We start from the raw sequence: 24,240 nt of genomic DNA, 5'->3' as shown, positions 1-24,240 counted from the left end.
CAACGGTGTGGTAACCGGCGTCAATCGCACCGTACCAGCCGTTCGGCTCGGCCGCCGCGGCGCCGGCTGCGAACAGCCCCGCCATCGCGACGCCGGCGAGAAGCTTCACCTTCATCATATCCCTCATTCAGGTTGCCCGAGAACCCCACGCTTACACGGGGTGGTCCCGACGCCTAACCACAATGTCGACCGGAAGTTCCGGAATCTGGCTCTGAATGCGGCGACTGTGGCGCCGTTTCAACACATTGGGCGGGTTTCCAGCGCTGAAACGCCTGCTAGGAGAATGCCAAGCAAAGGGAGAACGTTCAGATGACGATGAGTTTTGACGGCAAGGTGGCCATCGTGACGGGCGCCGGGGGCGGTCTGGGCCGTGAACACGCCCTCGCCCTGGCCAAGCGTGGCGCCAAGGTGGTGGTGAACGACCTGGGCGGCGCCCGCGACGGGTCCGGTTCCTCGGCCACCGCCGCCGAAGCCGTCGTCGCCGAAATCGAGGCCCTGGGGGGTGAAGCCCTCGCCAACGCCGCCTCGGTCACCGACTACGCCGCCGTCGAGGCGATGGTGAAGGCCGCCATGGACAAGTGGGGCCGTATCGACATTCTGGTGAACAACGCGGGCGTCCTGCGCGACAAGACCTTCGCCAAGATGGAGCTGGAGGACTTCCGGTTCGTCATGGATGTGCACCTGATGGGCGCGGTGAACTGCACCAAGGCGGTGTGGGAGATCATGCGGACCCAGAACTACGGCCGCATCGTCATGACCACCTCGTCGTCGGGCCTGTACGGGAATTTCGGCCAGTCGAACTACGGCGCCGCCAAGATGGCGCTGGTCGGCCTGATGCAGACCCTGTCGATCGAGGGCGCCAAGAACGATATCCGCGTGAACTGTCTGGCCCCGACCGCCCACACCCGCATGACCGAGGATCTGGGCGCCGCCCTGCCGCTGGAAGCGCTGGGACCGGAGCTGGTGTCGCCGGGCCTTCTGTATCTGGTCAGCGAGAACGCCCCCAGCCGCTGCATCCTTGCGGCCGGCGCCGGCGGCTTCGAGCGCGCCTATGTGACGATCACCCAGGGCATCCACGCCGTCGGCGAGGACGCTCCGGAACAGATCGAGGCCCGCTTCGCCGAAATCTCGGACCGCACCGGCGAGATCGTCCCCGACATGGGCGCCGCCCAGGGCATGATCGAACTGACCAAGGCCCAGAAGGCGCACTCCTAGCAGGGCGCGCCCGCGGCGCGACGCCTACGTTCGGGTCGCGGCCCCTCACTGCCTGAGGCTCATGCTTGAAGAAGACGCCTATCGTTCGGCCCGCGGGGCCTCACTGCCTGAGGCGCAGGGAGGGTTCCGGGCCGGACAGGGTTGCGTTGACGCGGCGGCAGGAGCCTATGACTGAACCAACGCCCCGACGGACGCAGAAGCCGCAGGGAAAGAGAAGGAAACCCGCGCTCAAGCCGCTCGTGACCGCGTCGCGAGCGATAGCGCCCTTAAAGAGAGAACATCGCAGATGTCCCGCGAAGCCGTCATCGTCTCCACCGCCCGCACGCCCATCGGCCGCGCCTATCGCGGGGCCTTCAACGACACCCAAGCGCAACAGTTGGGCGCCCACGCGGTGAAGCACGCCGTCGCCCGCGCCGGGATCGAACTGGCCGAGGTCGAGGACGTGGTCATGGGCGCCGCCCTGCAACAGGGCTCGACCGGCACCAACGTCGCCCGTCAGGTGGCGCTGGCCGCGGGCCTGCCGTCCACGGTTCCGGGCATGTCGCTGGACCGCCAGTGCGCCTCGGGCCTGATGGGTATCGCCACGGCGGCCAAACAGGTGATCTTCGATCAGCAGAAGATGGCCGTCGGCGGCGGTCTGGAGAGCATCTCCCTGGTCCAGAACCAGTACATGAACCTGTACCGGGGCAAGGACGAGGAACTGCTGAAGATCGCGCCTCACATGTATATGTCGATGCTGGAGACCGCCGAGGTCGTGGCCCGTCGTTACAACATCAGCCGTGACCGTCAGGACGAATACGCCCTGCAGTCGCAGCAGCGCACCGCCGCCGCCCAGGCCGCCGGCAAGTTCGACGCCGAGATCGTGCCGATGACCACCACCATGCTGGTGACGGACAAGGCGACCGGCGAGACCTCGAAGAAGGAAGTCACCCTGTCGAAGGACGAGGGCAACCGCGCCGATACGACGCTGGAAGGCCTGAAGGCCCTGAAGCCGGTGTTCGGCTCGGGCGAGGAAATCCAGCAGGGCGAGTTCATCACCGCAGGCAACGCCAGCCAGCTGTCGGACGGCGCCTCGGCCTCGGTCATCATGGAAGCCGGTGAGGCCGTGAAGCGTGGCCTGCAACCGCTGGGCGCCTATCGCGGTATGGCCGTGGCCGGTTGCGAGCCGGACGAGATGGGCATCGGCCCGGTCTATGCCGTGCCCAAGCTGCTGAAGCGTCACGGCCTGACCATCGACGACATCGGCATCTGGGAGCTGAACGAGGCCTTCGCCGTGCAGGTGCTGTACTGCGCCGACACCCTGGGCATCCCGATGGACCGCCTGAACGTGAACGGCGGCGCCATCTCCATCGGCCACCCCTACGGCATGTCGGGCGCCCGGATGACCGGCCACGTCCTGATCGAAGGCAAGCGTCGCGGCGCCAAATACGGTGTGGTGACCATGTGCATCGGCGGCGGCATGGGAGCCGCCGGTCTGTTCGAGATCTACTGAGAACAGTTCCTCCCCCTCGGGGGAGGTGGCGCGGCGCGCAAGCGCCGTGACGGAGGGGTCGCTCGGCACACGCCGGCGGCCCCTTCCGTTTTCTGACCGAGGGCCGATCCGGCGCCCCTCCACCCTCCTTCGCCTACGGCTCCGGACGGTCCCCCTCCCCCGTCGGGGGAGGAACTATGCCCCCGGCGCAGCCTTCCCCGCCGCGATCCAGGCCGCCTTTTCCGCGTCCATCTTCGCCTGCCAGCGGGCGCGCAGGACGGCGGGCCGGCCGGGGTAGCGGTCCTCGAGAAACTCGGCGGAGACAACCCGGTCGGTGCGAAAGGTGCGGAAGTCGTCGCGGGTCTCGCACCAGCCCACCAGCAGCCGCGTGGTGTCGCGATATCCGATCAGGCAGGGCCAGATGATCCGCACGGTCTCGCGCCCCTGCTCGTCCGCATAGTGGAGCCGCAGCTTGCGACCCGCGTGGATCCAGCCGCGCACCTGGGCCATGTCCAGCGCGTCGGCCTTGCGCGCGTCGTCCCAGACCGGCGGCCCGGACACGGCGGGCTCCATCAGGACGGGACGCAGGCGCTCGGGCACGGTGGCCGCGATCTTGGCGATCAGGTCGCGGGCGGCGCGGGACAGGGCCGGGTCGCCCCGCGACGCCACCCACTGCGCGCCCAGCACCGCCGCCTCGATCTCGTCCGAGGTCAGCATCAGGGGCGGCATGTCGAAGCCACCCTCCAGCACATAGCCCAGCCCCGCCTCGCCCCGGATCGGCACCCGCTGGCTCATCAGGGTGGCGATGTCGCGGTAGATCGACCGCTTCGACGTCTCCAGTTCGGCCGCGATGGCGTCCGCCGTCACCGGCCTGGACGACCGACGCAGCACCTGGATGATCTGGAACAGTCGGTCGGCTCTTCGCATCTTTGGGCCCTAACGCTCACGCCGCGGGCGCTCGCTGCTTGAGGTCATTCCTTTGTGCGCTAACGCTCGCGACGCGGTCGCTCGCTGCCTGAGCGCGTTCCAGTCCTTCTGAACCTCGACTGCTGACAGCATGCTGGCAGCAGGGTGGCAGTAGATCAATCTTCACCGGCGGCGAGGGGCTGTCGGACCCAATCCGGGCTCAAGCAGCGAGGCTCCGCGAGCCGAGCGATCGCCCGACAGGAGAGAATGATGCTGACGCTGTTCCACGCCCCACAGTCGCGTTCGTCCCGCATTGTCTGGCTGATCGAGGAACTGGGGGCCGAGGTCGATATCCGGTACGTCGATATTCAGCGGGCCGATGGTTCGGGCGGCCGAGACGCCGCCAATCCGCACCCGGACAGCAAGGTTCCGGCCCTGAAGCATGGCGACGCCCTGATCACGGAATCCGCCGCCGTCGCCCTGTATCTGACCGGGCTGCACCCGCAAGCGGGGCTGGGCTTCCCGCTGGAGTCGCCGGAACGCGGGCCGCTGCTGAGCTGGATCTGCTGGAATGCCGGAGAGCTGGAGCCCTCGCTGTGGGCGAAGATGTCCGGCGAGGTCGAGACCAACCCGCACGCCCGTGCGCGGTATGACGCCGCGATCACCCGCGTGCTGGAGGCGCTGTGGGTCGGGCCCTATCTGATGGGAGACCGGTTCACCGCCGCGGACGTGATGATCGGCAGCACCCTCGGCTGGGCGCGCGCGCACCTGCCGGAGAGCCCCGTTCTGGACGCCTATCTGGAGCGACTCCAGAACCGTCCGGCCAGTCTGAGGGCGATGCAGCGGGATGCGCGACCGGCGATCGCGGCCTGACGGGAGGTCCGGTCAGGCCGCGTGGGCGGCGGCATTGTCGTCGCCGTTCGCGGGCCGGTTCACCGCCTTGAGCGCGGTCACGAAGTCGTCGCGCCAGATGCTGACGTCGGTGTCCCGCACCACCGTCATCAGGGCCTCCCAGCGACGGCGACGTTCGACCAGCGGCATATCCAGCGCCTTCTTGATGGCGTCGGACAGCTCCTCGCGGCTGAACGGATTGACCAGAAGGGCTTCCCGCATCTGCTCGGCGGCGCCGGCGAAGCGGGACAGGACCAGCACGCCCGGATCGTCCGGGTTCTGGGCCGCCACATATTCCTTGGCCACAAGGTTCATCCCGTCGCGCAAGGGGGTGACCAGCCCCACCCGCGCGGCGCGATAGATGCCCGCCAGCTGATCCCGGCGATAGGTGCGGTTCAGATAGCGGATCGGCTGCCAGTCCATGTCGGCGAACTCGCCGTTGATCCGGCCCGCCAGCGCGTCCAGCCGGGCGCGCATGTCCTGATAGGTGTCCACGTCGTCCCGGCTGATCGGGGTCACCTGCAGCAGGAAGACCTCGCCGCGCTTGTCGGGGTTGTCCTTCAGGAACTGGTCGTAACCCGACAGCCGTTCCTCCAGCCCCTTGGAGTAGTCCAGCCGGTCCACGCCGACCATCATCGAGCGGAAGGCGGCCGAGGCCGACATGCGGTCATAGGTGCGTCGTCCGAGCACGGAGTTTCGCGCGGACATGAACTCGTCCACGTCGATACCGATAGGGAAGACGCCGGTCTGGACGCTGCGGCCGAAGCCTTCGACCCGGCCGTCCGGCGTGACCGAGCCCTTTTCCTCTACCTCGACGTAGCGCTGGAACAGCTCCATCCACTCGCGGGTGTGGAAGCCGATCAGGTCGTAGTCGAACATCGACTCCACCAGTCGCCGATGGTGAGGCAGGGTGACCAGAAGCTGCCGGGCGGGCCAAGGCGTGTGCAGGAAGAAGCCGATGCGGTTGGTGATCCCGCGCCGCCGCAGGTCCCGGGCCATCGGGATCATGTGGTAGTCGTGAATCCAGATGACGTCGTCCGGCTGGATCAGGGGCGCCAGCACATCGGCGAAGCGGGCGTTCGTCCGCTCATACCCCTCGCCGTAGGACCGCTCATAGGCAGCCAGATCGGTGCGATGGTGGAACAGGGGCCAGAGGGTCTTGTTGGCGTAGCCGTTATAGTACTCGTCGACGTCCTGGGCCTCGAGATCCACCAGCCCGACGGTGACGCCCGCGCGGTCCTCGATCTTCAGCTCGCCGGTGAATTTTTCGACCGTCTCGCCCGACCAGCCGAACCACAGGCCGTCGTATTTGCGCAGGGCGGCGGACAGGGCCATGGCCAGACCGCCCGCCGAGCCCGAGGCGGGGTCCTTCGGGGCCGAGACCCGGTTGGAAACGACGATAAGGCGGCTCATGGCCGCTTAACCGCGTGGCTCGCGGTTTGGTGGCAACGCATTGTCGTGATCCCCTCTAACGCACATCCGTCCACGACCGGCTGAGCAGCACGGCGCAGTTGATGATGCCGACCAGCGAGTAGGTCTGCGGGTAGTTGCCCCACAGCTCGTCGTCGCCCAGCGAGATGTCCTCGCTGAGCAGCCCGGCGTGCGTGCGCCGGCTCAGCATCTGTTCGAAGATTTCGCGCGCTTCCTCATCGCGGCCGTTCTGATGCAGGGCCTCGATGAACCAGAAGGTGCAGAAGTTGAACGCCGTCTCCGGCTCGCCGAAATCGTCAGGCTCCACATAGCGGAACAGGTAGGGTCCCTTCTTCAGGTCCCGTTCGATGGCGTCGAAGGTGGCGACCTGGCGCGGGTCAATGGCGTCCAGGAAGCCCAGATCGGTCAGCTGCAGCAGGCTGGCGTCCAGTTCGCGATTACCGAAGCTGGCGGCGAAGCGGCCCTCGTCCGGCAGATAGGCTTCCTTCTCGATCCGGGTGCGGATTTCGTCGGCCCGCGCGCGCCAGACCTCGCCACGGTCATACAGATGCAGATGCTCCGCCGCCTTGGCCAGACGGTCGCAGGCGGCCCAGCACATGACGGACGAATAGGTGTGCACCCGGGCGATGGTGCGGAACTCCCACAGGCCGGCGTCGACCTGATCGTGCATGGCGTAAGCGCGCTCGCCGACCTTCTCCAGCGCGTGGAAGTCGTCGATCGTGCCGGGGCGCAGCAGGCGCTGATCATAGAAGGCCTGCACCAGCGGCAGGACGATCTGGCCGTACACGTCGTGCTGAAGATGCTCGCGCGCCTGATTGCCGACGCGGACCGGCTTCATGCCGCGGTAGCCGGCGACCGTTTCGGTGATCCGCTCGTCAATGTCCTCTTCCAGACCGACGCCATAGACCGGCTGGACGTGGCCGCCCGCCGACGAGTCGACCAGATTGCGCAGATAGCCGAGGTAGTTCTCGAGGATGTCGACCGCGCCCAGACGGTTCAGCGCCCGCACGACATAATAGGCGTCACGAATCCAGCAGTAGCGATAGTCCCAGTTACGCCCGCTCTCGGGGAACTCGGGCACCGAGGTGGTCAGGGCCGCGACGATGGCTCCGGTCTCCTCATAGGCGCAGAGCTTCAGCGTGATCGCCGCGCGGATCACGGCCTCCTGATAGTCCAGCGGGAGATAAAGCTTGCGCACCCAGTCCTGCCAGTAGGCCACGGTGCGATCCAGAGCCGCCGAGACACCGGGACCGACGTCCTGATCGTAGCCCTCGTCCGGCCCCAGGAAGAAGGCATGGGCCTTCTCCAGCCGGAAGGTTCGCTCGTTGAGAATGTGCGAGACGGGGCAGTCCGTGGTCAGGCGCAGCGTAACGTCCGTGCACAGATAGCGGATGTGGTTAGAGCCGCTGGTCCGCTCGGCCCGGCGCGCGCCCCAGTCGGCGGAGGGACGCAGGCGCACGCGGATGCGGGGCGACCCCTCCAGCGGACGCACGATCCGGCCGTAGGCCAGCGGGCGATAGGTGCGGCTGTGCTTCGGGTGGCGGGGGCAGAAGTCGATGATCTCCACCGCCGCGCCGTCCGCGGCGGTCAGCACGGTGCGCAAGACGGGTGTGTTGCGGACATAGGCCTGGCTGATGTGCTTCAGCCCCTCCAGCTCGATATCCCAGTAGCCGTGATCGGGGTCGTCGCCGTCCATCAGGGCCGAGAAGACGGGGTCGCCGTCCACGCGCGGGGCGCAGGCCCAGACATAGCGGCCACGCCGGTCGATCAGGGCGCTGATCGAGCAGTTGCCGATGGGGGCGAGGTCAAGATCGGGGCGGGTCATACGTCGCTCTCCAACTGTTCCAGCCAGTCGAGCACGGCGGTCACGCCGGTCAGGCTGTAGCGGGCGGCGGTCGCGCGTGGCGGACCGACCAGCACGCCGAAACCGCCCAGGTCCGTCGCGGCCCGGAAGCCGTCCTCGTCGGTCTGGTCATCGCCCAGCATGACCGGCACGCCACCCGCGAACGGCGCTTCCTGCATGAAGGCCGTCAGGGCCGTACCCTTGCTGGCGCCCGGGGTTTTCAGCTCGAGGACCATGTGACCGGGCTGAAGCATCAGCCCATGTTCATCGGCCAGACGGCGGGCCAGGCTCTCCGCGTCCTGGGCCGCATCAGGCGCGCCCCGGAAATGCAGGCCGGCGGAAACACCCTTGTCCTCGACCACCACGCCGGGATGAGCGCGGGCGAAAGCCTCGAAGGCGGCGATCACCGCGCGGAGGCTCTTTGAGGCTTCGGCGCGCAGGAAGGTTCCGTCGGCGCGTCGGCGCTCCAGCCCGTGCACGCCCGAGGCCGAGGCGATGACATTGTCGGTGATCCGGTCGATCTCGGCGACCGTCCGGCCACTGACGATCGCGACACGACCGTTCAGGCGCGTCTGTATCGCCCGCAGCGCTTCGGTGCGCCGGCTCACAGGCACGACCCCATCAGGGGTGGAGGCGAATTCCGCCAGGACCCCGTCCAGATCGAGAAAGAGGGAGATGCGCTCCGGCCGCGACGGCGGCGTCGGCAAACGCGTGAAGGTTTCGACCGCTGCATCCACAGCGTCGACAGTCAGATCAGACGGCCCCATGTGGTCGGTAACGCTTCAGGGCCGAAGGGTTTCCCTCCCGGTCGGCTTTATTTCGCAGTTGCAGCAAAGCCCAGTGACGCCGGCGCCCGTGCCTCAGGCGATTGTGAAAAGCGCGCGGATGGGTCAATTCCCCGCCATGACCGAACACGCCCCCCTGCCCGCCGACACCGAAGCCCCCGACGTGGCGAAAATGGTCGCCCGCGCTCGCGAGGTGATCGGCATGAACATCGCGGCCCTGCAACAGCTGGAAGCCGCCATCGACGACAGTCTGGCCAAGGCGGTCGAGATCATCCTGTCGCGGCCCGGCTATCTGGTCGTGACCGGCATGGGCAAGTCGGGCCATATCGGCGGCAAGATCGCCGCGACCCTGGCGTCCACCGGCACCAACGCCTTCTTCGTTCACCCGGCCGAGATGAGCCACGGCGATCTGGGCATGCTGCGCAAGGACGTGACCCTTCTGGCCATCTCCAACTCGGGCGAAAGCCGCGAGCTGCGCGATCCGCTGATCTACTGCCAGCGCGAGGGCATTCCGGTCATCGGCATCACCCAGCGCCCGGGCAGCTTCCTGGGCCGGTCGTCGGCGGTCTGCCTGACCCTGCCGAACGCGCCGGAGGCCCATCCTGACGGTCTGGCGCCGACCACCTCGACCCTGATGACGCTGGCCATGGGCGACGCGCTGGCCATGGTCCTGACCGAGCGTCGCGGCTTTACGGCGGAAGACTTCGGCCTTCACCATCCCGGCGGCAAGCTGGGCATGAGCCTGCAGAGCGTGCGCGACTGGATGGGCGACCGTCCGCCGGCGCCGGCCACCGTGCCGCTGGGCGCGACGTTCGCCGAGGTCGTCTCGGCCATTACCGAGGGCCGCAAGGGCGCCGCCGCGGTCGTCAATACGGACGGAACCCTGGCCGGGATCGTCACCGACGGCGACGTGCGTCGGGCGTTCGCGCGCGGCGACCTGTCGAGCCTTACGGCCGCCGATGTGATGAGCCCCAGACCCAAGGTCATCGACCCCGCCGCCCGTATGAGCGACGCCATCGACCTGATGACCCAGAACAAGATCGCCACCCTGCTGGTGGTCGAGGACGCCCGCCCCATCGCCATCGCCCACATCGCCGAACTGATGCAGGCGGGTTACGTGAGCTGACGCCTGGGTGAAAAGTGCTGGTGAGTAGTGAGCAGGGCGCTGGCGCCGGCATCGCGCGCGGTCTCCACTCATTACTCACCAGCACTCTTCACCAAGCGGCCTGAACCGGTCTCAATAGGCTCGCAACCCGTCGATATTGCCCGGCGGTGAGTAGCGGCAGGCCAGCACCGCCCGATCCCGGCGGCGCTCGAGGGCGCAGCCGACGTGGGTTGTGCGGCTCCAGACGATCTGGGTGTAGTGGCCCACGGCGCTCCAGTCGCCGGTACGGCTGACCGCCGGGAAGGTGGCGTGCCGATACTGCGCCTTCTCGGCGATCCACTCCCCGACCATCTGTTCGGGGGTCCAGCGACGACTGCCCCATCCGCCCCACAGGTTTTCACCGTGACCATGGGGCGTCGGATCGTGCTCAAAGGTTCGGGAATTGATGAGATGCCGGGCCCAGACCCGCGCCTCGCGCTCCAGCCCGTCGTCCCAGATCAGCGGCGGCGCGCCGACCGTGGCGCGCTCGGCGTTGTGGGCGCGCAGCAGCCGCACCTCGACGGCATCGGACGGCAGGCTGTCGCGCGGTGGCGCGACCGGACGCACCAGACGAGGATCAGGGTCGACCTGACGGACGTTGATCCCATCCGGGTCCGCATGGCCCGGCGTCGCGGCGAGACTTCCCACAATGACGAGACAGGCGAGGCGATACATCGAAACTCCGCAAGAAGGGGGCGGGATCAAAGCGTAAAGCCTCGCCTTGCGTTCCCGCTAGCGATCCAGCGGTACGCCCTGTCCGTCCATCGGCTCGTCGGTCAGGGCGCTTTGCACGTCATCCCCTTCCATGGTGCGCGTCTGCGCGGACTTGCCGCCCTGGAACTCCTCCATCGCCGTCATCTTGCGGGCGCGCATCCGGTCGGCGAGGTCATCCATATCCAGACCGGCGGCGCGGGCCTGGCTGAACATGCCCTCGACCCGCTGCTCCTCTTCCTTGACGTGGTGCTCGATCATCTCGGACAGCACCTTGACCTTGGCGTCGTAGAAGTCCTCGTCCGGACTGCCCGCCTCGATCTCGTTGATCAGTTGTTTGGCGGCGTCGTGCTCGACATAGCTTTCGTCCAGCAGATCATCCTCGATCCGTCCGCGACAGGCCGGATAGAAGATTTCCTCCTCAATGGCGGTGTGGACCTTCAATTCGAGACAGGCCTGTTCGGCCAGCTTCTGCTTGCGGTCGCGGCCGGTCGCCTTTTCAAACGCCTCGAAGATCTCCTCCACCTTGCGGTGATCGGCCTTCAGCATGGCGACGGCGTCCATCTCTTCGTAGGTCTGGGCCATAGGGTATTCCTCCTGAGCAATGGCTTCCCCGGCCCAAACGTCGGGACCGACAGGTGTTCCCACAGCACAGCTAGCTGAGAGTCGTTCGCTCGAATTCGGCCTTCCGGGGGTTGGGGAGCCGACATAACGGCCCTTTCGCGCGTTGGAGATCGAACACAGGGAGTTCTCCATCATGCTCGACCACATCGGACTGGACGTCACCGACATCGCCCGGTCGCGAGCCTTCTATGAACAGGCGCTGGCCCCGCTCGGCTATGCGGTCGTGCAAGCGATCGACGAGGGCGGAACCACCGTCGCCATGTTCGGCGTGGACGGCGAGATCGACTTCGTCATCGCCGACAAGGACCGGCCCGGCGAGGCGAACCATATCGCCTTCCGCGCGACGACCCGCGATCAGGTCGACGCCTTCCATGCCGCCGCTGTCGCCGCCGGAGGCCGGGATCACGGCCCTCCGGGCCTGCGCCCCCACTATGGCGACACCTACTACGCCGCCTTCGTCTTCGATCCGGACGGATTCAACGTCGAGGCGGTCTGCCACGCGGCGGAGTGAGCCGATACTCCCGACACCTTCCAACTCTGCCAACTCGGGGCGCCGAAGCCTGTCTGGCCGACCACACGTCCAAATCTGACGCATCGGCCTGCTAGTCTGTCCCGGTTCAGGTCTTTGACATCGCCACCGATAGAACCACGCGCCGCATCCCCCGCCTGACGGGAAAAAGTGCACCTTTGTGCACTCCATTTTTTTCCGAGTGCACATTTCCCGAAATGTATCGGGAGTGTCGGGAAGACAGGCTTTCGCGATTTTTTCCCGACAGGGTCATCCACCCCTTTCGGAGACGTGACCACGTCCATACTTGACGTTGACGTAAACGTACGCTTTCTGACGCCCGAGTTTCAATTCCGCACCCTCCTCCCCTCAAGTAGCGAGCGACCGCGTCGCGAGTGTTAGGGGACCAAAGAGAGAGATCCTCCATGGCCGACGCCTACATCTACGACGCCGTGCGCACCCCGCGCGGCAAGGGCAAGAAGGACGGCTCGCTGCACGAGATCACCGCCCTGTCGCTGGCGACCCAGGTGCTGGAAGCCCTGCGGGACCGCAACGACCTGGACACCTCCAGGGTGGACGACGTGATCCTGGGCTGCGTCTCGCCGGTGGGCGAGCAAGGCTCGGACATCGCCCGCACCGCCGTGCTGAGCGCCGGTTGGGCCCAGACGACCGCGGGCGTGCAGATCAACCGCTTCTGCGCCTCGGGTCTGGAAGCTGTGAACATGGCCGCAGCCAAGGTGAAGGCCGGTGAGGCCGACTTCGCCGTCGGCGGCGGAATCGAGGCCATGAGCCGCGTGCCCATGGGTTCGGACGGCGGCGCCTGGCCGATCGACCCGACCTCGGCCTTCCCGACCTACTTCGTGCCGCAGGGCGTCTCGGCCGACATGATCGCGTCGAAATACGGCTTCAGCCGCGACGACGTGGACGCCTATTCGGTCGAAAGCCACAAGCGCGCCGCCAAGAGCTGGGCCGAGGGCCGCTTCGCCAAGTCGGTGATCCCGGTGAAGGACCAGCTGGGCCTGATCCGTCTGGACCGTGACGAGACCATCCGTCCGAACGCCGACATGCAGACCATGGGGTCGCTGAACCCGTCCTTCGCCCAGATGGGCGAGTTCGCCTTCGACGCCGTGATCAACCAGCGCTACCCCGAGGTCGAGCGCGTGAACCACGTGCACACCCCCGGCAACTCGTCGGGCATCGTGGACGGTTCGGCCGGCGTGCTGATCGGCTCGCTGGAAGCCGGCAAGGCGCTGGGCCTGAAGCCCCGCGCCCGCATCAAGGGCGCCGCCTCGATCGGCTCGGAGCCGTCCATCATGCTGACGGGTCCGGAGTTCGTGACCCAGAAGCTGCTCGGCAAGCTGGGCATGACCACCGCCGACATCGACGTGTGGGAGCTGAACGAAGCCTTCGCCGCCGTGGTCCTGCGTTACATGCAGGCGCTGAACATCCCGCACGACAAGATCAATGTGAACGGCGGCGGCATCTCGATGGGCCACCCGCTCGGCGCCACCGGAGCCATGATCACCGGCATCGCCCTGGACGAGCTGGAGCGCTCGAACAAGGAGACCGCACTGATCACCCTGTGCATCGGCGGCGGCATGGGCACCGCCACCGTCATCGAACGCGTCTGATCCGAGGGAATAGAACCGTGGAAAACTTCAAGATCGACGTGGATGCCGACGGCATCGCCCTGATCACCTTCGACGTCCCGGGACGCTCGATGAACACCCTGACCGGCTCGGTGATGAACGAAATCCCCGAGTGGGTCGAACGCATCAAGACCGATGACGCCATCAAGGGCGCGGTCCTGACCTCGGGCAAGGCGAGCGGCTTCTGCGCCGGCGCCGACCTGGGCGACATCGCCGGCGGCATGATCGGCGGGACCAGCCTGCAGGACGCCTTCGACGCGGGCTGGAAGATGAACGGCGCCCTGCGCGCGCTGGAAACCTGCGGCAAGCCGGTGGCCGCGGCCATCAACGGCCTGGCCCTCGGCGGCGGCCTCGAGCTGACGCTGGCCTGCCACTACCGCGTGGTGGCCGATGACTCGAAGATCCAGCTGGGTCTGCCCGAGATCAAGGTCGGCCTCTTCCCCGGCGGCGGCGGCACCCAGCGCCTGACCCGCCTGATCGGCGTGCAGAACGCCCTGATGGCGATGAGCGAAGGCAAGCCGTGGCGCCCGAACGACGCCAAGGGCGCCGGCGTGGTGCACGAGGTTGTGGCCAAGGGCACGGAAGTCGACGCCGCCAAGGCGTGGATCAAGGGCGGCGGCAAGGCGGCCCAGCCGTGGGACGACAAGTCGTTCAAACTGCCCGGCGGCGGCCCCTACCACCCGGCGGGCGTGCAGACCTTCATCGTCGGCAACGCCATGCTGCGCAAGCAGTCCTACGGCAACTATCCGGCCGTGCTGAACCTGATGAAGGCCGTCTATGAGGGCGTTCAGGTTCCGATGGACGCCGCCCTGCGCATCGAGACCCGCTACTTCATCAAGACCCTGATGACGCCGCAGGCCCAGGCCATGATCCGCTCGCTGTTCCTGTCCAAGCAGGAGCTCGACAAGGGCGCCGTGCGTCCGGCGGGAGTGCCCAAGTCGGACCCGAAGAAGGTCACCGTCCTGGGCGCCGGCATGATGGGCGCGGGCATCGCCTATGTGCAGGCGCTGGCCGGCATCGAGACCATTCTGATCGACCAGACGCAGGAAGCCGCCGACAAGGGCAAGGCCCACGTCGAGGAACTGCTGAAGAAGCGCCTGTCGCGCGGCGCGATCACGCAGGAGAAGTTCGACGCCCTGCTGGGTTCGGTCACCGCGACCACCGACTATGACCTGATCAAGGGCTCCGATCTGGTCATCGAGGCCGTGTTCGAGAACCGCGAGATCAAGGCCGAGGTCACCAAGCGCGCCGAGGCGCAACTGGAGCCGGGGGCGATCTTCGGCTCCAACACCTCGACCCTGCCGATCACCGGTCTGGCCGAGGCTTCGGTCCGTCCCGAGGACTTCATCGGCATCCACTTCTTCTCGCCCGTCGACAAGATGATGCTGGTCGAGGTGATCCTGGGTGAGAAGACCGGCGAGGCGGCCATCGCCAAGTCGCTGGACTACATCCTGAAGATCAAGAAGACCCCGATCGTCGTCAACGACGGCCGCGGCTTCTACACCTCGCGCTGCTTCGCCACCTACGTCGCCGAAGGTCTGGCGATGCTGGAGGAAGGCTACGCCCCGGCCCTGATCGACAACATCGGTCGCATGACCGGCATGCCGCGCGGCCCGCTGGAAATGCACGACGACGTCGCGCTGGACCTGTCGGTCAAGGTCGCCAAGCAGACGGCTCTGGACCTCGGTGATGCCTATGTGCCGCTGCAGGGCGCCGAAATCGTCCGCAAGATGGTCGAGGATCTGGGCCGCTACGGTCGCAAGAACGGCAAGGGCTTCTACGACTACGACACCAAGCCCAAGAAGCTTTGGTCGGGTCTGTCGGAGCTGGCTCCGGTGACGATCAACGACTCGACGCCCGAACTGGTCGCCGACCAGAAGGAACGCCTGCTGTACCGTCAGGCCGTCGAGGTGGCCAAGTGCTGGGACGAAGGCGTGATCAGCGACCCGCGCGAAGCCGACGTCGGCGCCATCCTGGCCTGGGGCTTCGCGCCCTGGACCGGCGGCCCGATCACCTTCATCGACCAGACCGGCCTGAAGGCCTTCGTGGCCAAGGCGGACGCGTTCGCCGAACGTTACGGCGACCGCTTCAAGGTCCCGCAGTTCCTGCGCGACATGGCCGACAAGGGCGAGACCTTCTACGGTAACTTCGCCGGCAAGGAGAAGGCGGCGGCGTAAGCCTCCGCTTCGAGCGAGATGGGGGGACGCCGGCGACGGCGTCCCCTTTTTCGTGGCCGCAACAAAAACGGGACCGCCCTTTCGGACAGTCCCGTCTTGAGGTCCGCAGCCGTTGGCCCTAAGTCAGGGGCGGCTCCGCGGGCATGATGTAGTGGTAGCCTGAAAGCTTCCCAAGCTTTTCGTGCGGGTTCGATTCCCGCTGCCCGCTCCAAAAATCAATGACTTACGGGAGAAGTGGATCCGTTCGGATCACTTTTTTGCTTTTTGCTCCCTTTTTGCTCGCCGGGCTCGACGCTGAGCAGAGACGCCAGGCGGAAGCCGTGCTGCGTCGGCTGGTGATCACGGTTGAAGGGTCGGCGCCGAGCTGATCGCAAAAACCGTCGTCAATCGGCGGCCATTCACAATCTGTCGCACAGGCCCAGTTGTCCTGTTCCTGCATGGCGCCGAACGGCGTCTTCGGCAGCGGCTGCAACGACCGGATCGGCGGTGACCCCGTCGATCAACGGCGGAAAGGGTGTCTCTCCTTCGACGGGCTTCTCCAGCGCTCGCAACGGGGCATGAGTTCGGTCAGGCGCGGGCCGAGCCGGGCGTTCGGCGCCATCAGGCCCGCCACATGACCCAAGAGATAGGCGGCGATCTGAAGCGCGGCGGCGGCGAGCGCGCCGACCGTGTCTCCATCGCGCCGTGCGGGATCGAGCTCGGGAGCGGGCGGTGCGGCTTTCACAGGCATGGTTCGACGTCCAGTCGCTGCGGGACGATGGCCCTGCCGCCAAGGTTTCGTCCAGCCCGAGAGCATTTATCGAGCGCTCATGCGCCGCTCAGCGGCGTGAAAGGTCGCCCCATTCCTCGCGGATCGCGCGCGGGACGCGGGCGGTCGGACAGTGGACGTAGCGATCGCCGTACTCAACGCTGGTGAAGCCGCCGCGTCCGTCCAGGGCGATGGTCAGGTCCACCCCACGTATCCTGTAGCGCTCGCCGCCCAAGGCCTCGAATCCTTCGACCTGTTGTCCGCCGTCGAAGGAGATGAAGCGCCGGTCGTCGAGGTAGACCAGAAGATCGCCGCCGTCCGCGAGGGCTTGGGCGCAGGACACGCCTATCGCATAGTAGCCCTTCTCGATCGGTGGAAAGACGGCGGCCCGGGTTGGCAAGCCTGCGCTCGCGGCGGCGCGTCCTTCCGCGGTGAGCTCGCAGACATGCCCGTTCTGCGATGTGCCGCCGTCGATATACTCACGCCCGTTCCAGCGCAGGAAACGCTCGCAGCCGCTCGCCTCCATGGCCCCGTCGGGTTTCTGCTCGCCCGTCATGCCGTCAAAGATCTCTATGTCCGGCCAGGCGATGCCCGCGCGGGGGTGGAAGGCGTGGACCGCGAACCGCTCCTGAAATTCCGTGACGACAGTCCAGCCGTTCGCCGTCCGGGTCAGCAGGATGACCAGCCGCTGGTTCATGCCGAGGCACTGGTCATCGTCCGCCTTGACCACGGCCTCAGGCCGGCCGTCGCCATTGATGTCCCGTACCTCCTCGACGTCCGCCCATATGCTGTCGCAGCCGCCCCTGGCGTAGGCCCACCGGTTGTCGCCATGCGGATTGGCGAATCCCGCCGCGCGCAGGATTGCGACGCTGTCCCCGCGAGACAGGGGCGCGCTCTGCGTGCGAGCAGGGCCCGGTTGCCCGGCGGTCACGCCGTTGGAGTCCGCGGCGGATTCCGAGCCGCAGGCCGACAGGGACGCCACAGCGAGAACCAGGGCGAGATGACGGCTGGCGCGGCTTTGCTTCCGTCCGTCACCCGGCGAAGCTGTTCTGGCTTTTCCGGTGGCGGTCATTGTTCGAATTCCCGGCGGATGGAGGCGGGGATTTGCGATGTCGGACAATGTGTGTAGCGACGCGCGAACTCGCCTTGTTCGGTGAAGCTGGTGCGGCTGTCGACGAGAATGTCCATCTGGGCCGGTTCCGTCCCGACCTCGGTGTGATGACGTCCATGCATCCGGTAGCGGTTGCCGCCCAAGGCCGTGTATCGCACCACCTCAAAACGACCCGACCAACCTCGTTGCGCGTCGAAATAGGCCAGGCCTGACTGGTCGAGCGGGATCTCGAGCGCATCCCTGATTGCGTCCAAACAACTGGCGTCCTCCGCCCAATAACCTGGCTCGATCGGCGGGAAGCTTCCGCCGCCGCCTTCGTTAACGTGGCTTTGCGCACTGACGGCGCATCCCTCCCGGTCGACGAGTTGGCCGCTGTCGTTGCGCCGCTCCACGGCGTCGACGCCGTCGCCCGTCCAGCCCCATGCAACCGTGGTCACTGGCCCACAGCGGCCGTTGACGCCGATCGGCAGGTCGAGCACGTCCCGGTCTCCTCGACGCGCGATCATGGTGGGGGAAATCCAGTCCATGAAGCCGTCAAACGCCTGGTAGCCGCCGGCCACGGAGACGATAAAATCGACCGGCGGACCCTGATCGCCGTAGGCGGGACCGTCACCGACGCAACCATGTCCCGGCGTGGTGACCACGAAATCGGGACGGCCGTCCGCATTGAAATCGGCGGAGACGAAGCCGCCCTTGCCCCCTGCGAAGTGTTGCTCCACGAGATCGACGGCGTGTCCGCGCCCGGCCAGCGGCGCGAGGCGGACGGCGGCGAAGCGCTCTCCCTGGTCGCGGCACTGGCCACGCGCGAACGATTCCCATGCGGCAAGGGCGGCGGGCGGCAGGGCGTTCGGCGCCGCCGCGGCATCCGTGGCCGGGTTACCCCGCGCCTCGCCGGAGGCGGCGCTGGATTCCGATCCACAGGCCGTGACGGAAACGGCGAGGACCAGGGTGAGATGGGTCAGGAGGTTCTTCATCACGCGCGTCCCAGGGGATTGCGGACCAGGCCGAGACCGGAAGCGATCAGGATCACTCCCGCGGCCAGCAGCAGCCAGGGTCCGATGCCGATGGAGACCAGGCTGTCCATCTGCGCGGCCGCCGCCTCCCCCATCGGGTTCATGGCCGAGAGGAGGCCCAGGATTGCCGACTTCAGCAGGAAGGTCAGGCCGCCCGCGAGGATGGCCGCGGCTCCGGCCGCCAGTTCCCAGGGACGCAATGCGGCCCCCGTCCAAGTCTGCCAGATCAGCCACGCCGCCGCGATCAGGGCGGTGAAGCGCAGGATCAGGGCGGTGTTCACAGTCTTCAGGAAATCGACGGCGCCCAGTCCCTTACGGATTTCGCTTCGCTGCTCCTCCAGTGACTCCAGCCGGTTCCCGACGTTGCCGTAGCCGTACACGCCGTCGGGCGCTTCGGCGCCGCGATGGGCGGCCTCGGTTCTGAAGCGCGCGATGTCACGCTCCAGATCCGCCAGGCGTCGTCGGCCGACTTCCGCCTCGTCCAGATTGAGGCCGGTCGAGGCCACCACCTTGTCCAGTCCGAACTGTGACACGGTCTTCACCGGCGACGACAGCGCCGGCAGGAAGAAGGCGACCAGCACCACCAGGGCCACCGGCAGCGCCAGCGTGTTCCTGAACAGGCTGATGACGCGTTCACCGCCCGGCGACCGCGCCAGGGCCTCCACGGATGTCGCGCTCGCCCCGACGCCCGCGAAGCCCCCCACCGCCGGATAGACGTCACGAGCGACCCCGCCCTCGACGTCGAAGTCTACACTGGCCCCGACCGACGCGGCGCGCTCTCCGCGCCATTCGGCTGCGTCGTAGCGGTACCGTTTGCCGTCGTCGCCAGTGATGGCGCCCGCAAGTTGCTCCGTGGCCACGCCCAAAATCTTGCCCTTCATGTTTCTCCTCCCTCCCTGCAGGCGTCACGCCGTCGCGGGCGACGCGGTGAATTCGGCGAAGACCTCCTCCACCAGACGGACGTTCTTCTTCGCGCGCGCCGCGACCCACCAGCCCATCGCCATGAGGGCCAATCCCGCCGGGATTCCGATGATCGTCAGGCAGACCAGCACGCCGCAGGCAGCCAGGCCCCAGCCGTTTCTGACGGCCGACTTCGAGGATTTGAGAAGCGACGCCTTGGCTGCGGCCAAGACATCGGGGTCGGTCGATCCGACGCGCTTGAACTCGCCCACCGCAGCGGCGCGTTCGATCCTGTTCGGGAAAAGCGGGTGTTCCATCGCTCGTCGGCCTCTTCATTCCGGCGCGCCAGCCGCGCTGATGTGATCGAGGATGGCAAGGCGGCGGGCGGGGGTCCTGAAGTTGATCCAAAGAAGTTCTGAAGTCGCATCCCTGCGCTCGTCGAGCGTTGCCATGCGGCGCTTCCGCCGCCTAGTTTGGCGCCGTGCAGTGGCGTTTTCGGGCGGAGCAAGATGACAAACGGCGGTTCTGGACCGCGCCGCAGACGGCGCAGGTGGCGGTTCGCGGACGCCGTGTTCGACGAGGCGGCGTGGAACCTGTCGGTCGCCGGTCGGCCCGTGGAGCTGGAAGGCAAGCCGCTTCAGGTCCTGCACGAACTCCTGCTCAGCGCCGGCGAGGTGGTGACCAAGGCGGAGCTGTTCGATGCCGTTTGGCCGAGCGTGCATGTGGTGGAAGCCTCGCTGACGACGGCCGTCTCCAAGCTGCGCGGCGTGCTTGGCGAGGGCGGGGCCGACATTGTCCAGACCGTACCCCGCATCGGCTATCGCCTCTCCGTCCCGGTCGAGATCGAGCAGCTGTCCACCCCCCTGGCGCCCCGGTTCGCCTTCGCGCCGGGCGACCTGGTCCCGGGACGTCCACAATGGGTGCTCGAGGAGGCGTTGGGGAACAGCGGGGCCGGCGACGTCTGGCGGGCGCGTCACGGGAAGGTCGATGAAACCCGCGTCTTCAAGTTCGCCGACGCGCCGGACCGCCTGCGAAGCCTGCGCCGCGAGGTCGCCCTGTTTCGGCTGATGCGCAACGTTCTAGGCGAACGGCGCCCGTGCGTGGACCTTCTCGAGTGGAATTTCGACGCGGCGCCCTACTTCATCGAGGCGGCGGACGCGGGGCAGGACATGCGCGCCTGGGCCGGCGCTCTGGACAGCGGACTGGAGGGGTTGCCGCTGGAACGCCGCATCGCCCTCGTCGCCGAGCTGGCGCGAGCGGTGGCCGGCGCGCACGGGGCCGGCGTGCTGCACAAGGACCTGAAGCCGGCCAATGTGCTGATCGAGACGCGCCCGGATGCGCCTCCGGTTGTCCGCCTGGCCGACTTCGGCAGCGGCTGGTTGATCGACCAGGACACTCTGGACCTGCACGGTATCTCGGGCGGGCTTCCCGCGGGCGAGGACGAAGCCTCGACCCGCTCGGACACGGCTGCCTATCGCGCGCCCGAGGTGGCGTCGGGCGCCGCGCCCGGGATGGCCGCAGACATCTATGCCCTGGGACTGATCCTCTATCAGATGACCGTGGGCGATCTGGACCGGCCGCTCGCCGCCGGTTGGGAAAGGGACGTCGCCGATCCCCTCGTGCGCGAGGACATCGCCCTGGCGGCCGCCGGCGATCCGGCCCATCGTCTGGAATCGGCCGCGCTGCTGGCCGAGCGGCTCGAGACGCTGGAAGAACGGCGCAAGGCGCGTGCCGCAGCCGAGGCCGAAGCGGAGCGGCGCGAGGCGGAAGGTCGCCGCGAGGAAGCGCGCGCCGCCCGGCGCCCCTGGATCCGACTGGCGATCGGGCTCGGCGCCGTCGGCCTTGTCGCGACCTCGACGGCGGCCCTGGTCGCGGTCAACCAGAGAAACGAGGCCCGGGCCCAGACGGCGGCGGCCGAGGCCAGCTACGCCTTCCTGGTCGACGATCTGCTGGGGCAGACCAATCCTCTCTCCGGGGCGGCCGCGGACGAGACGCTGGCGGCGGCCGCCCTGCGCGCCCGTTCGACCGTCGACGCCCGCTTCGCCCGACAGCCCGAGGTGGCCGCCGGCCTGCACCTGTCGTTGGCCACCGCCTTCGTCCAGCGCGGACAGTACGACGAAGCGCGGCGTTCGTTCGGTTTGGCCGCCGCCGCTTATGAGCGGGCGGGGCTGAAGGATTCCCCCGCTGCGGCGCGCGCCCGGCTGCTGCACGCCCGGGCAGAGGCTCTGTCCGCCCAGCCCGGCGGGTTGGCCAAGGCCAAGGCCCTGACCGAAGCCGAGCGCCGTCGCCTGGGTTCGGCCGCGGACAGGGGGATGCTGGGCTTCCATCTCGCCCAGGCGGAAGCGGTGATCGGCTTCTTCGAGGATCTCGACGCCTCCAGCGCGGCCTTCGCCCGCGCCCTCGCCATCGCCGAAACCCGACCCGCGGGCCTCTCCGATCGCGACATCCTGTTGGTCCGCCAGCAGCAGGCGGTGGTGCTGATGCGCCTGGGACGTCCGGCAGAAGCACTGCCTCTTGCCCGGCGGGTGGCGGCCGACTGGGCCAGGAGCCTGGGATTCGATCACGCCAATACGCTGATCGCCCGTCAGCACTTGGCCCAGGCCCGGCTGATGACCGGCGATCTGGAAACCGCACTGGTCGAGGGCGATGCCCTACTGCCGGTGATGACCGAACGGTTCGGCCGCAACAGTCGCTACACCCTCGGTCTCCAGTCGACCCGTTACGAGGTTCTGGCCGCTCTCGGCCGATACGCCGAAGCGGCCGAGGCGGCCGAGGCGGTTTGGAAGGGCGCTGAGATCAGCCAAGGGCGGAGGGCGCACCAGACGCTCGTCGGGCTGAACGACCTGGGCGCCGTCCTGTGCCGGACCGACGAACGACGTCGGGGCCTGCGTCATCTCGACCAGGCCTATCGCGCCTCCCGCGAGGGGTTCGGCGACGACTATCCCCTGACCCATGTGATCCGCTTCTATCTCGGCGAGTGCCTCGTCCTCAACCGGCGATACAGTGAGGCCAAACAGTTGCTTACACAGGTCGATCGCGAGCGGGTCGGCGGTCTGGTCGGCGACGCGGCCTGGGGTGTGATGCTGGATCTGGCCCTGGCCGAAATCGCCGCGGCCGAACATGACCAGGTCGCCCTGCGACAGTTGCTGCCTCGTCTGAGCGATCTGACAAGACCGAACACGCCCGTCTTCGAGCGGCGCCGTCATGAACGGCTGGTCAGGTCAGGATAACGCCCGGCATTCGCAGAACGGAGGGGTCCGCAAGCGGCCTCGGCTGTTGACCGCACTGGGGCAGACGGACCTCAGGCCGAGGTCAACGGAAAGTCTGCTTTCTGGAGCCAAGCCAATGTCCGCTTCTGGCGCGGAGTCGCCGTTCATCCTGCTGATCGACGGTCTGGAGACCTCAGTGCTCTATCCGGGCTGAATGACACGGTATCCACGCAGATGGTCGAAACGGTCAAAACGCAAACCCAAGCCGATGCCGATGTGGCTGGCCGGAACAGGAGCGTTCGCCATCGCCTTTGCCGGAGCGACCTACGTCCTCACGCCCGATGCTCCCGGGAAGGCGGAGCTCCGTCGAGAGTGGAGCAAACGGGCAACGGACCAGCACTATTCCGGGTGGCTGAGCCACCTGTCGTCGCTCTCGACCGACACGACCCTACAAGCCGACATCCACACCTTCCTCGACGATGGCGCGGCCGATCCGGCGGGTTTCATCCGGAACCTGTTCGATCGCACGGGCGTCGCCTACGAACTTGCCGGCGAGCGAATTGTCCTTGCAGGTACGGCGTGAACGATCCCGGAAGGCGAGGTTAATCGGGCTGGCCGGGCGTTCCGCGGTGCACTCGGGCTTCATCCAGCTTAGTCCGAGCATCGCGTATCAGCACCGCTCGTGATGTCCACTTCTGGCGCTTCCCGGCTTGCTCCAAAGAATAGGGCGGGGCGCCTTCGTGGCTAAGCGGCGCAGTTCCGACAAGTCTGGGCGCTGGATCCACACATGCCCCGCTGACCGCCACGGCTGACCGCGAATTGTACACATGTCGCTGCCGCCTGCCTCACGGCGCGGGATCGTCACGCAAGGGCTTCTCCGCCTTTTGTGCTGCTGACCAAGTTTCGGCAAAGGCATGGAGAGGCAGAATGCGCTCAAGCAGATCCTTGCCGAGCTCAGTCAAGGCGTAGCCTCCAACGCGCAGTTCCACCAAGGCGGAGCCACGCAATTCGTCCATCCGATCCTGCAGGACACTGGGCGAAAGGCCATCCACCGCATGACGAAGCTTTCGTGACGACAGTGGACCAGTCCTTAGCTCCCAGAGCAGTCGCATGGTCCAACGACGACCGAGCAAATCAAGCAGCGCCATGATCGGTCGCTGCGGCCGATCACTTCCGCTGTCCGAGGGCGCAGGTATTGACACGCTATTATTTCCGTAGCAACAGTTCGCTATTGTTTTGATAGCGGGAGCAAGTCATGGCCACAAGGATTTTGCCGGCCGAGCACGGAGCGCTTCCGGCTACGCTTCAGACATTCCTTGCCCGCATAGGTAAAACGGGTGTGCCTCCTTTGAGTCTGTTTCTCACTCTTGGTCAAAGTGCGCGCGCTTGGGCCAAGTTCAGCGCGGGCTCGCTGTTGGACGAGGACTCGCCGCTGTCTCTACGCGAGCGTGAGCTGGTGATTAACCGGACCTGCGCCCTCACACGGTGCGAGTACGAATGGGGCGTCCACGTCTGGATGTTCGCTTCAGCTGCCGGCCTGTCGCGCGGGGACATTGCGGGCACGCTGGAGCGGCCAATTGATCCTTCGCGGTGGTCCGATGCGGAGCAAGCGTTGCTGGAGACCGTCGATGCTCTTCACGACCGCAGCACGCTCAGCGATGACCAGTTCGACCGGCTCAAAACGTACTTCGAGCCCGCGCAGGTTTTCGAAATCTTCCAGCTCTGCGGCTTCTATCACCAGGTCGCATTCATCGCGAACGGTCTGGGATTGCCGCTCGAGCCCGCCGGCGCACGCTTTGAAGAATATTGGCAAGAGGGCCCTAGGAGCCCGCACTCTCAGGACGCCGCCGTCGAAGACGAGCTGGCGAGTTGATCCGAGCGACGACTTTCGAGGTCCGCTCTCC

Annotated in this window: 22 protein-coding genes and 1 tRNA gene; 11 read left to right on the top strand and 12 right to left on the bottom strand. The window is 67.1% G+C overall.

The features are described from left to right. The first annotated feature begins 309 nt into the window (after nucleotides 1-309). Both ACODRV_RS15165 and ACODRV_RS15160 read left to right on the top strand, forming a co-directional pair. Nucleotides 310-1,215 (top strand): SDR family NAD(P)-dependent oxidoreductase, encoded by a 906-nt coding sequence (locus ACODRV_RS15165; RefSeq protein ID WP_488908864.1) that lies wholly within the window; start codon nucleotides 310-312, stop codon nucleotides 1,213-1,215. Between the two features lie 286 nt (nucleotides 1,216-1,501). Next, nucleotides 1,502-2,707: an acetyl-CoA C-acyltransferase gene (locus ACODRV_RS15160; RefSeq protein ID WP_488908863.1), complete on the top strand. Its 1,206-nt coding sequence runs from the start codon at nucleotides 1,502-1,504 to the stop codon at nucleotides 2,705-2,707. 174 nt (nucleotides 2,708-2,881) lie between these two features. On the opposite strand, the gene ACODRV_RS15155 is transcribed toward ACODRV_RS15160, so the two are convergent. After that, nucleotides 2,882-3,613, bottom strand: coding sequence for a helix-turn-helix transcriptional regulator (locus tag ACODRV_RS15155; protein ID WP_488908862.1), 732 nt, complete (start codon nucleotides 3,611-3,613; stop codon nucleotides 2,882-2,884). Between the two features lie 249 nt (nucleotides 3,614-3,862). On the opposite strand from ACODRV_RS15155, the gene ACODRV_RS15150 reads away from it, so the two are divergent. Continuing rightward, nucleotides 3,863-4,465: a glutathione S-transferase family protein gene (locus tag ACODRV_RS15150; protein WP_488908861.1), complete on the top strand. Its 603-nt coding sequence runs from the start codon at nucleotides 3,863-3,865 to the stop codon at nucleotides 4,463-4,465. A gap of 12 nt (nucleotides 4,466-4,477) precedes the next feature. Here ACODRV_RS15150 and otsA read toward each other — a convergent pair whose 3' ends face one another. From otsA to otsB, 3 genes are read right to left on the bottom strand one after another with little or no spacing between them, the layout of a single operon-like run. Next, the gene (gene otsA / locus ACODRV_RS15145) at nucleotides 4,478-5,896 is read right to left on the bottom strand and encodes an alpha,alpha-trehalose-phosphate synthase (UDP-forming) (protein WP_488908860.1); all 1,419 of its coding nucleotides are present in this window, start codon (nucleotides 5,894-5,896) and stop codon (nucleotides 4,478-4,480) included. A gap of 55 nt (nucleotides 5,897-5,951) precedes the next feature. Continuing rightward, a complete protein-coding gene (locus tag ACODRV_RS15140; RefSeq protein ID WP_488908859.1) occupies nucleotides 5,952-7,739 on the bottom strand; it encodes a glycoside hydrolase family 15 protein in 1,788 nt (595 codons plus the stop codon). Continuing rightward, on the bottom strand, nucleotides 7,736-8,524 hold the full coding sequence (otsB, locus tag ACODRV_RS15135; RefSeq protein WP_488908858.1) for a trehalose-phosphatase: 789 nt from the start codon (nucleotides 8,522-8,524) through the stop codon (nucleotides 7,736-7,738). Before otsB ends, ACODRV_RS15140 begins: the two co-directional genes overlap by 4 nt. Nucleotides 8,525-8,642: 118 nt before the next feature. Here otsB and ACODRV_RS15130 point away from each other — a divergent pair, with 118 nt between their 5' ends. Next, complete coding sequence (locus ACODRV_RS15130) at nucleotides 8,643-9,668, top strand: KpsF/GutQ family sugar-phosphate isomerase (RefSeq protein ID WP_488908857.1); 1,026 nt, start codon at nucleotides 8,643-8,645, stop codon at nucleotides 9,666-9,668. Nucleotides 9,669-9,779: 111 nt separating this feature from the next. Here the strand turns inward: ACODRV_RS15130 and ACODRV_RS15125 are convergent, their stop codons facing one another. Beyond that, nucleotides 9,780-10,361 carry a CAP domain-containing protein gene (locus tag ACODRV_RS15125; RefSeq protein ID WP_488908856.1) on the bottom strand — a complete coding sequence of 194 codons (582 nt, stop codon included), beginning with the start codon at nucleotides 10,359-10,361 and terminating at the stop codon, nucleotides 9,780-9,782. A gap of 57 nt (nucleotides 10,362-10,418) precedes the next feature. Next, a complete protein-coding gene (locus tag ACODRV_RS15120; protein ID WP_141627831.1) occupies nucleotides 10,419-10,982 on the bottom strand; it encodes a hemerythrin domain-containing protein in 564 nt (187 codons plus the stop codon). Nucleotides 10,983-11,154: 172 nt separating this feature from the next. Between ACODRV_RS15120 and ACODRV_RS15115 the strand changes: the two genes are divergently transcribed. The 4 genes from ACODRV_RS15115 to ACODRV_RS15100 all read left to right on the top strand — a co-directional run bounded on the left by ACODRV_RS15115 (nucleotide 11,155) and on the right by ACODRV_RS15100 (nucleotide 15,566). Then, complete coding sequence (locus ACODRV_RS15115) at nucleotides 11,155-11,532, top strand: VOC family protein (protein ID WP_488908855.1); 378 nt, start codon at nucleotides 11,155-11,157, stop codon at nucleotides 11,530-11,532. A gap of 422 nt (nucleotides 11,533-11,954) precedes the next feature. Beyond that, nucleotides 11,955-13,160: an acetyl-CoA C-acetyltransferase gene (locus ACODRV_RS15110; protein ID WP_141627833.1), complete on the top strand. Its 1,206-nt coding sequence runs from the start codon at nucleotides 11,955-11,957 to the stop codon at nucleotides 13,158-13,160. Nucleotides 13,161-13,177: 17 nt separating this feature from the next. Continuing rightward, nucleotides 13,178-15,355, top strand: coding sequence for a 3-hydroxyacyl-CoA dehydrogenase NAD-binding domain-containing protein (locus ACODRV_RS15105; protein WP_488908854.1), 2,178 nt, complete (start codon nucleotides 13,178-13,180; stop codon nucleotides 15,353-15,355). A gap of 137 nt (nucleotides 15,356-15,492) precedes the next feature. Continuing rightward, nucleotides 15,493-15,566: transfer RNA gene (locus ACODRV_RS15100), tRNA-Gly, on the top strand. 288 nt (nucleotides 15,567-15,854) lie between these two features. Here ACODRV_RS15100 and ACODRV_RS15095 read toward each other — a convergent pair. The 5 genes from ACODRV_RS15095 to ACODRV_RS15075 all read right to left on the bottom strand — a co-directional run bounded on the left by ACODRV_RS15095 (nucleotide 15,855) and on the right by ACODRV_RS15075 (nucleotide 19,444). Further along, nucleotides 15,855-16,085 (bottom strand): hypothetical protein, encoded by a 231-nt coding sequence (locus tag ACODRV_RS15095; RefSeq protein ID WP_488908853.1) that lies wholly within the window; start codon nucleotides 16,083-16,085, stop codon nucleotides 15,855-15,857. An 88-nt stretch (nucleotides 16,086-16,173) separates the two neighbouring features. Next, nucleotides 16,174-17,175 (bottom strand): hypothetical protein, encoded by a 1,002-nt coding sequence (locus tag ACODRV_RS15090; protein WP_488908852.1) that lies wholly within the window; start codon nucleotides 17,173-17,175, stop codon nucleotides 16,174-16,176. Further along, nucleotides 17,172-18,188 (bottom strand): FG-GAP repeat protein, encoded by a 1,017-nt coding sequence (locus ACODRV_RS15085; protein WP_488908851.1) that lies wholly within the window; start codon nucleotides 18,186-18,188, stop codon nucleotides 17,172-17,174. The genes ACODRV_RS15090 and ACODRV_RS15085 overlap by 4 nt, the downstream gene beginning before the upstream one ends. Continuing rightward, nucleotides 18,188-19,108 (bottom strand): hypothetical protein, encoded by a 921-nt coding sequence (locus tag ACODRV_RS15080; protein WP_141627837.1) that lies wholly within the window; start codon nucleotides 19,106-19,108, stop codon nucleotides 18,188-18,190. Before ACODRV_RS15080 ends, ACODRV_RS15085 begins: the two co-directional genes overlap by 1 nt. A gap of 24 nt (nucleotides 19,109-19,132) precedes the next feature. Continuing rightward, a complete protein-coding gene (locus tag ACODRV_RS15075) occupies nucleotides 19,133-19,444 on the bottom strand; it encodes a YccF domain-containing protein (protein ID WP_141627838.1) in 312 nt (103 codons plus the stop codon). 252 nt (nucleotides 19,445-19,696) lie between these two features. On the opposite strand from ACODRV_RS15075, the gene ACODRV_RS15070 reads away from it, so the two are divergent. Both ACODRV_RS15070 and ACODRV_RS15065 read left to right on the top strand, forming a co-directional pair. Beyond that, nucleotides 19,697-22,357: a protein kinase domain-containing protein gene (locus tag ACODRV_RS15070; protein ID WP_488908850.1), complete on the top strand. Its 2,661-nt coding sequence runs from the start codon at nucleotides 19,697-19,699 to the stop codon at nucleotides 22,355-22,357. Between the two features lie 247 nt (nucleotides 22,358-22,604). Beyond that, nucleotides 22,605-22,919 carry a hypothetical protein gene (locus ACODRV_RS15065; protein ID WP_488908849.1) on the top strand — a complete coding sequence of 105 codons (315 nt, stop codon included), beginning with the start codon at nucleotides 22,605-22,607 and terminating at the stop codon, nucleotides 22,917-22,919. Nucleotides 22,920-23,181: 262 nt separating this feature from the next. Here ACODRV_RS15065 and ACODRV_RS15060 read toward each other — a convergent pair whose 3' ends face one another. Beyond that, nucleotides 23,182-23,484 (bottom strand): winged helix-turn-helix transcriptional regulator, encoded by a 303-nt coding sequence (locus ACODRV_RS15060; RefSeq protein ID WP_141627841.1) that lies wholly within the window; start codon nucleotides 23,482-23,484, stop codon nucleotides 23,182-23,184. A 107-nt stretch (nucleotides 23,485-23,591) separates the two neighbouring features. Here ACODRV_RS15060 and ACODRV_RS15055 point away from each other — a divergent pair, with 107 nt between their 5' ends. Then, nucleotides 23,592-24,209, top strand: coding sequence for a carboxymuconolactone decarboxylase family protein (locus ACODRV_RS15055; RefSeq protein ID WP_488908848.1), 618 nt, complete (start codon nucleotides 23,592-23,594; stop codon nucleotides 24,207-24,209). The last annotated feature ends 31 nt before the right edge of the window (nucleotides 24,210-24,240 follow it).

This window comes from Brevundimonas sp. FG8, from assembly GCF_057808845.1.
This window is presented reverse-complemented; position numbering and strand designations above follow the sequence as displayed.

Excerpts from the sequence above, each read along its gene's own strand:
- ACODRV_RS15165 (WP_488908864.1), top strand. The coding sequence starts at position 310 with ATGACGATGAGTTTTGACGGCAAGGTGGCCATCGTGACGGGCGCCGGG.
- ACODRV_RS15160 (WP_488908863.1), top strand. The coding sequence starts at position 1,502 with ATGTCCCGCGAAGCCGTCATCGTCTCCACCGCCCGCACGCCCATCGGC.
- ACODRV_RS15155 (WP_488908862.1), bottom strand. The coding sequence starts at position 3,613 with ATGCGAAGAGCCGACCGACTGTTCCAGATCATCCAGGTGCTGCGTCGG.
- ACODRV_RS15150 (WP_488908861.1), top strand. The coding sequence starts at position 3,863 with ATGCTGACGCTGTTCCACGCCCCACAGTCGCGTTCGTCCCGCATTGTC.
- otsA (WP_488908860.1), bottom strand. The coding sequence starts at position 5,896 with ATGAGCCGCCTTATCGTCGTTTCCAACCGGGTCTCGGCCCCGAAGGAC.
- ACODRV_RS15140 (WP_488908859.1), bottom strand. The coding sequence starts at position 7,739 with ATGACCCGCCCCGATCTTGACCTCGCCCCCATCGGCAACTGCTCGATC.
- otsB (WP_488908858.1), bottom strand. The coding sequence starts at position 8,524 with ATGGGGCCGTCTGATCTGACTGTCGACGCTGTGGATGCAGCGGTCGAA.
- ACODRV_RS15130 (WP_488908857.1), top strand. The coding sequence starts at position 8,643 with ATGGGTCAATTCCCCGCCATGACCGAACACGCCCCCCTGCCCGCCGAC.
- ACODRV_RS15125 (WP_488908856.1), bottom strand. The coding sequence starts at position 10,361 with ATGTATCGCCTCGCCTGTCTCGTCATTGTGGGAAGTCTCGCCGCGACG.
- ACODRV_RS15120 (WP_141627831.1), bottom strand. The coding sequence starts at position 10,982 with ATGGCCCAGACCTACGAAGAGATGGACGCCGTCGCCATGCTGAAGGCC.
- ACODRV_RS15115 (WP_488908855.1), top strand. The coding sequence starts at position 11,155 with ATGCTCGACCACATCGGACTGGACGTCACCGACATCGCCCGGTCGCGA.
- ACODRV_RS15110 (WP_141627833.1), top strand. The coding sequence starts at position 11,955 with ATGGCCGACGCCTACATCTACGACGCCGTGCGCACCCCGCGCGGCAAG.
- ACODRV_RS15095 (WP_488908853.1), bottom strand. The coding sequence starts at position 16,085 with ATGCCTGTGAAAGCCGCACCGCCCGCTCCCGAGCTCGATCCCGCACGG.
- ACODRV_RS15090 (WP_488908852.1), bottom strand. The coding sequence starts at position 17,175 with ATGACCGCCACCGGAAAAGCCAGAACAGCTTCGCCGGGTGACGGACGG.
- ACODRV_RS15085 (WP_488908851.1), bottom strand. The coding sequence starts at position 18,188 with ATGAAGAACCTCCTGACCCATCTCACCCTGGTCCTCGCCGTTTCCGTC.
- ACODRV_RS15080 (WP_141627837.1), bottom strand. The coding sequence starts at position 19,108 with ATGAAGGGCAAGATTTTGGGCGTGGCCACGGAGCAACTTGCGGGCGCC.
- ACODRV_RS15075 (WP_141627838.1), bottom strand. The coding sequence starts at position 19,444 with ATGGAACACCCGCTTTTCCCGAACAGGATCGAACGCGCCGCTGCGGTG.
- ACODRV_RS15065 (WP_488908849.1), top strand. The coding sequence starts at position 22,605 with ATGCCGATGTGGCTGGCCGGAACAGGAGCGTTCGCCATCGCCTTTGCC.
- ACODRV_RS15060 (WP_141627841.1), bottom strand. The coding sequence starts at position 23,484 with ATGGCGCTGCTTGATTTGCTCGGTCGTCGTTGGACCATGCGACTGCTC.
- ACODRV_RS15055 (WP_488908848.1), top strand. The coding sequence starts at position 23,592 with ATGGCCACAAGGATTTTGCCGGCCGAGCACGGAGCGCTTCCGGCTACG.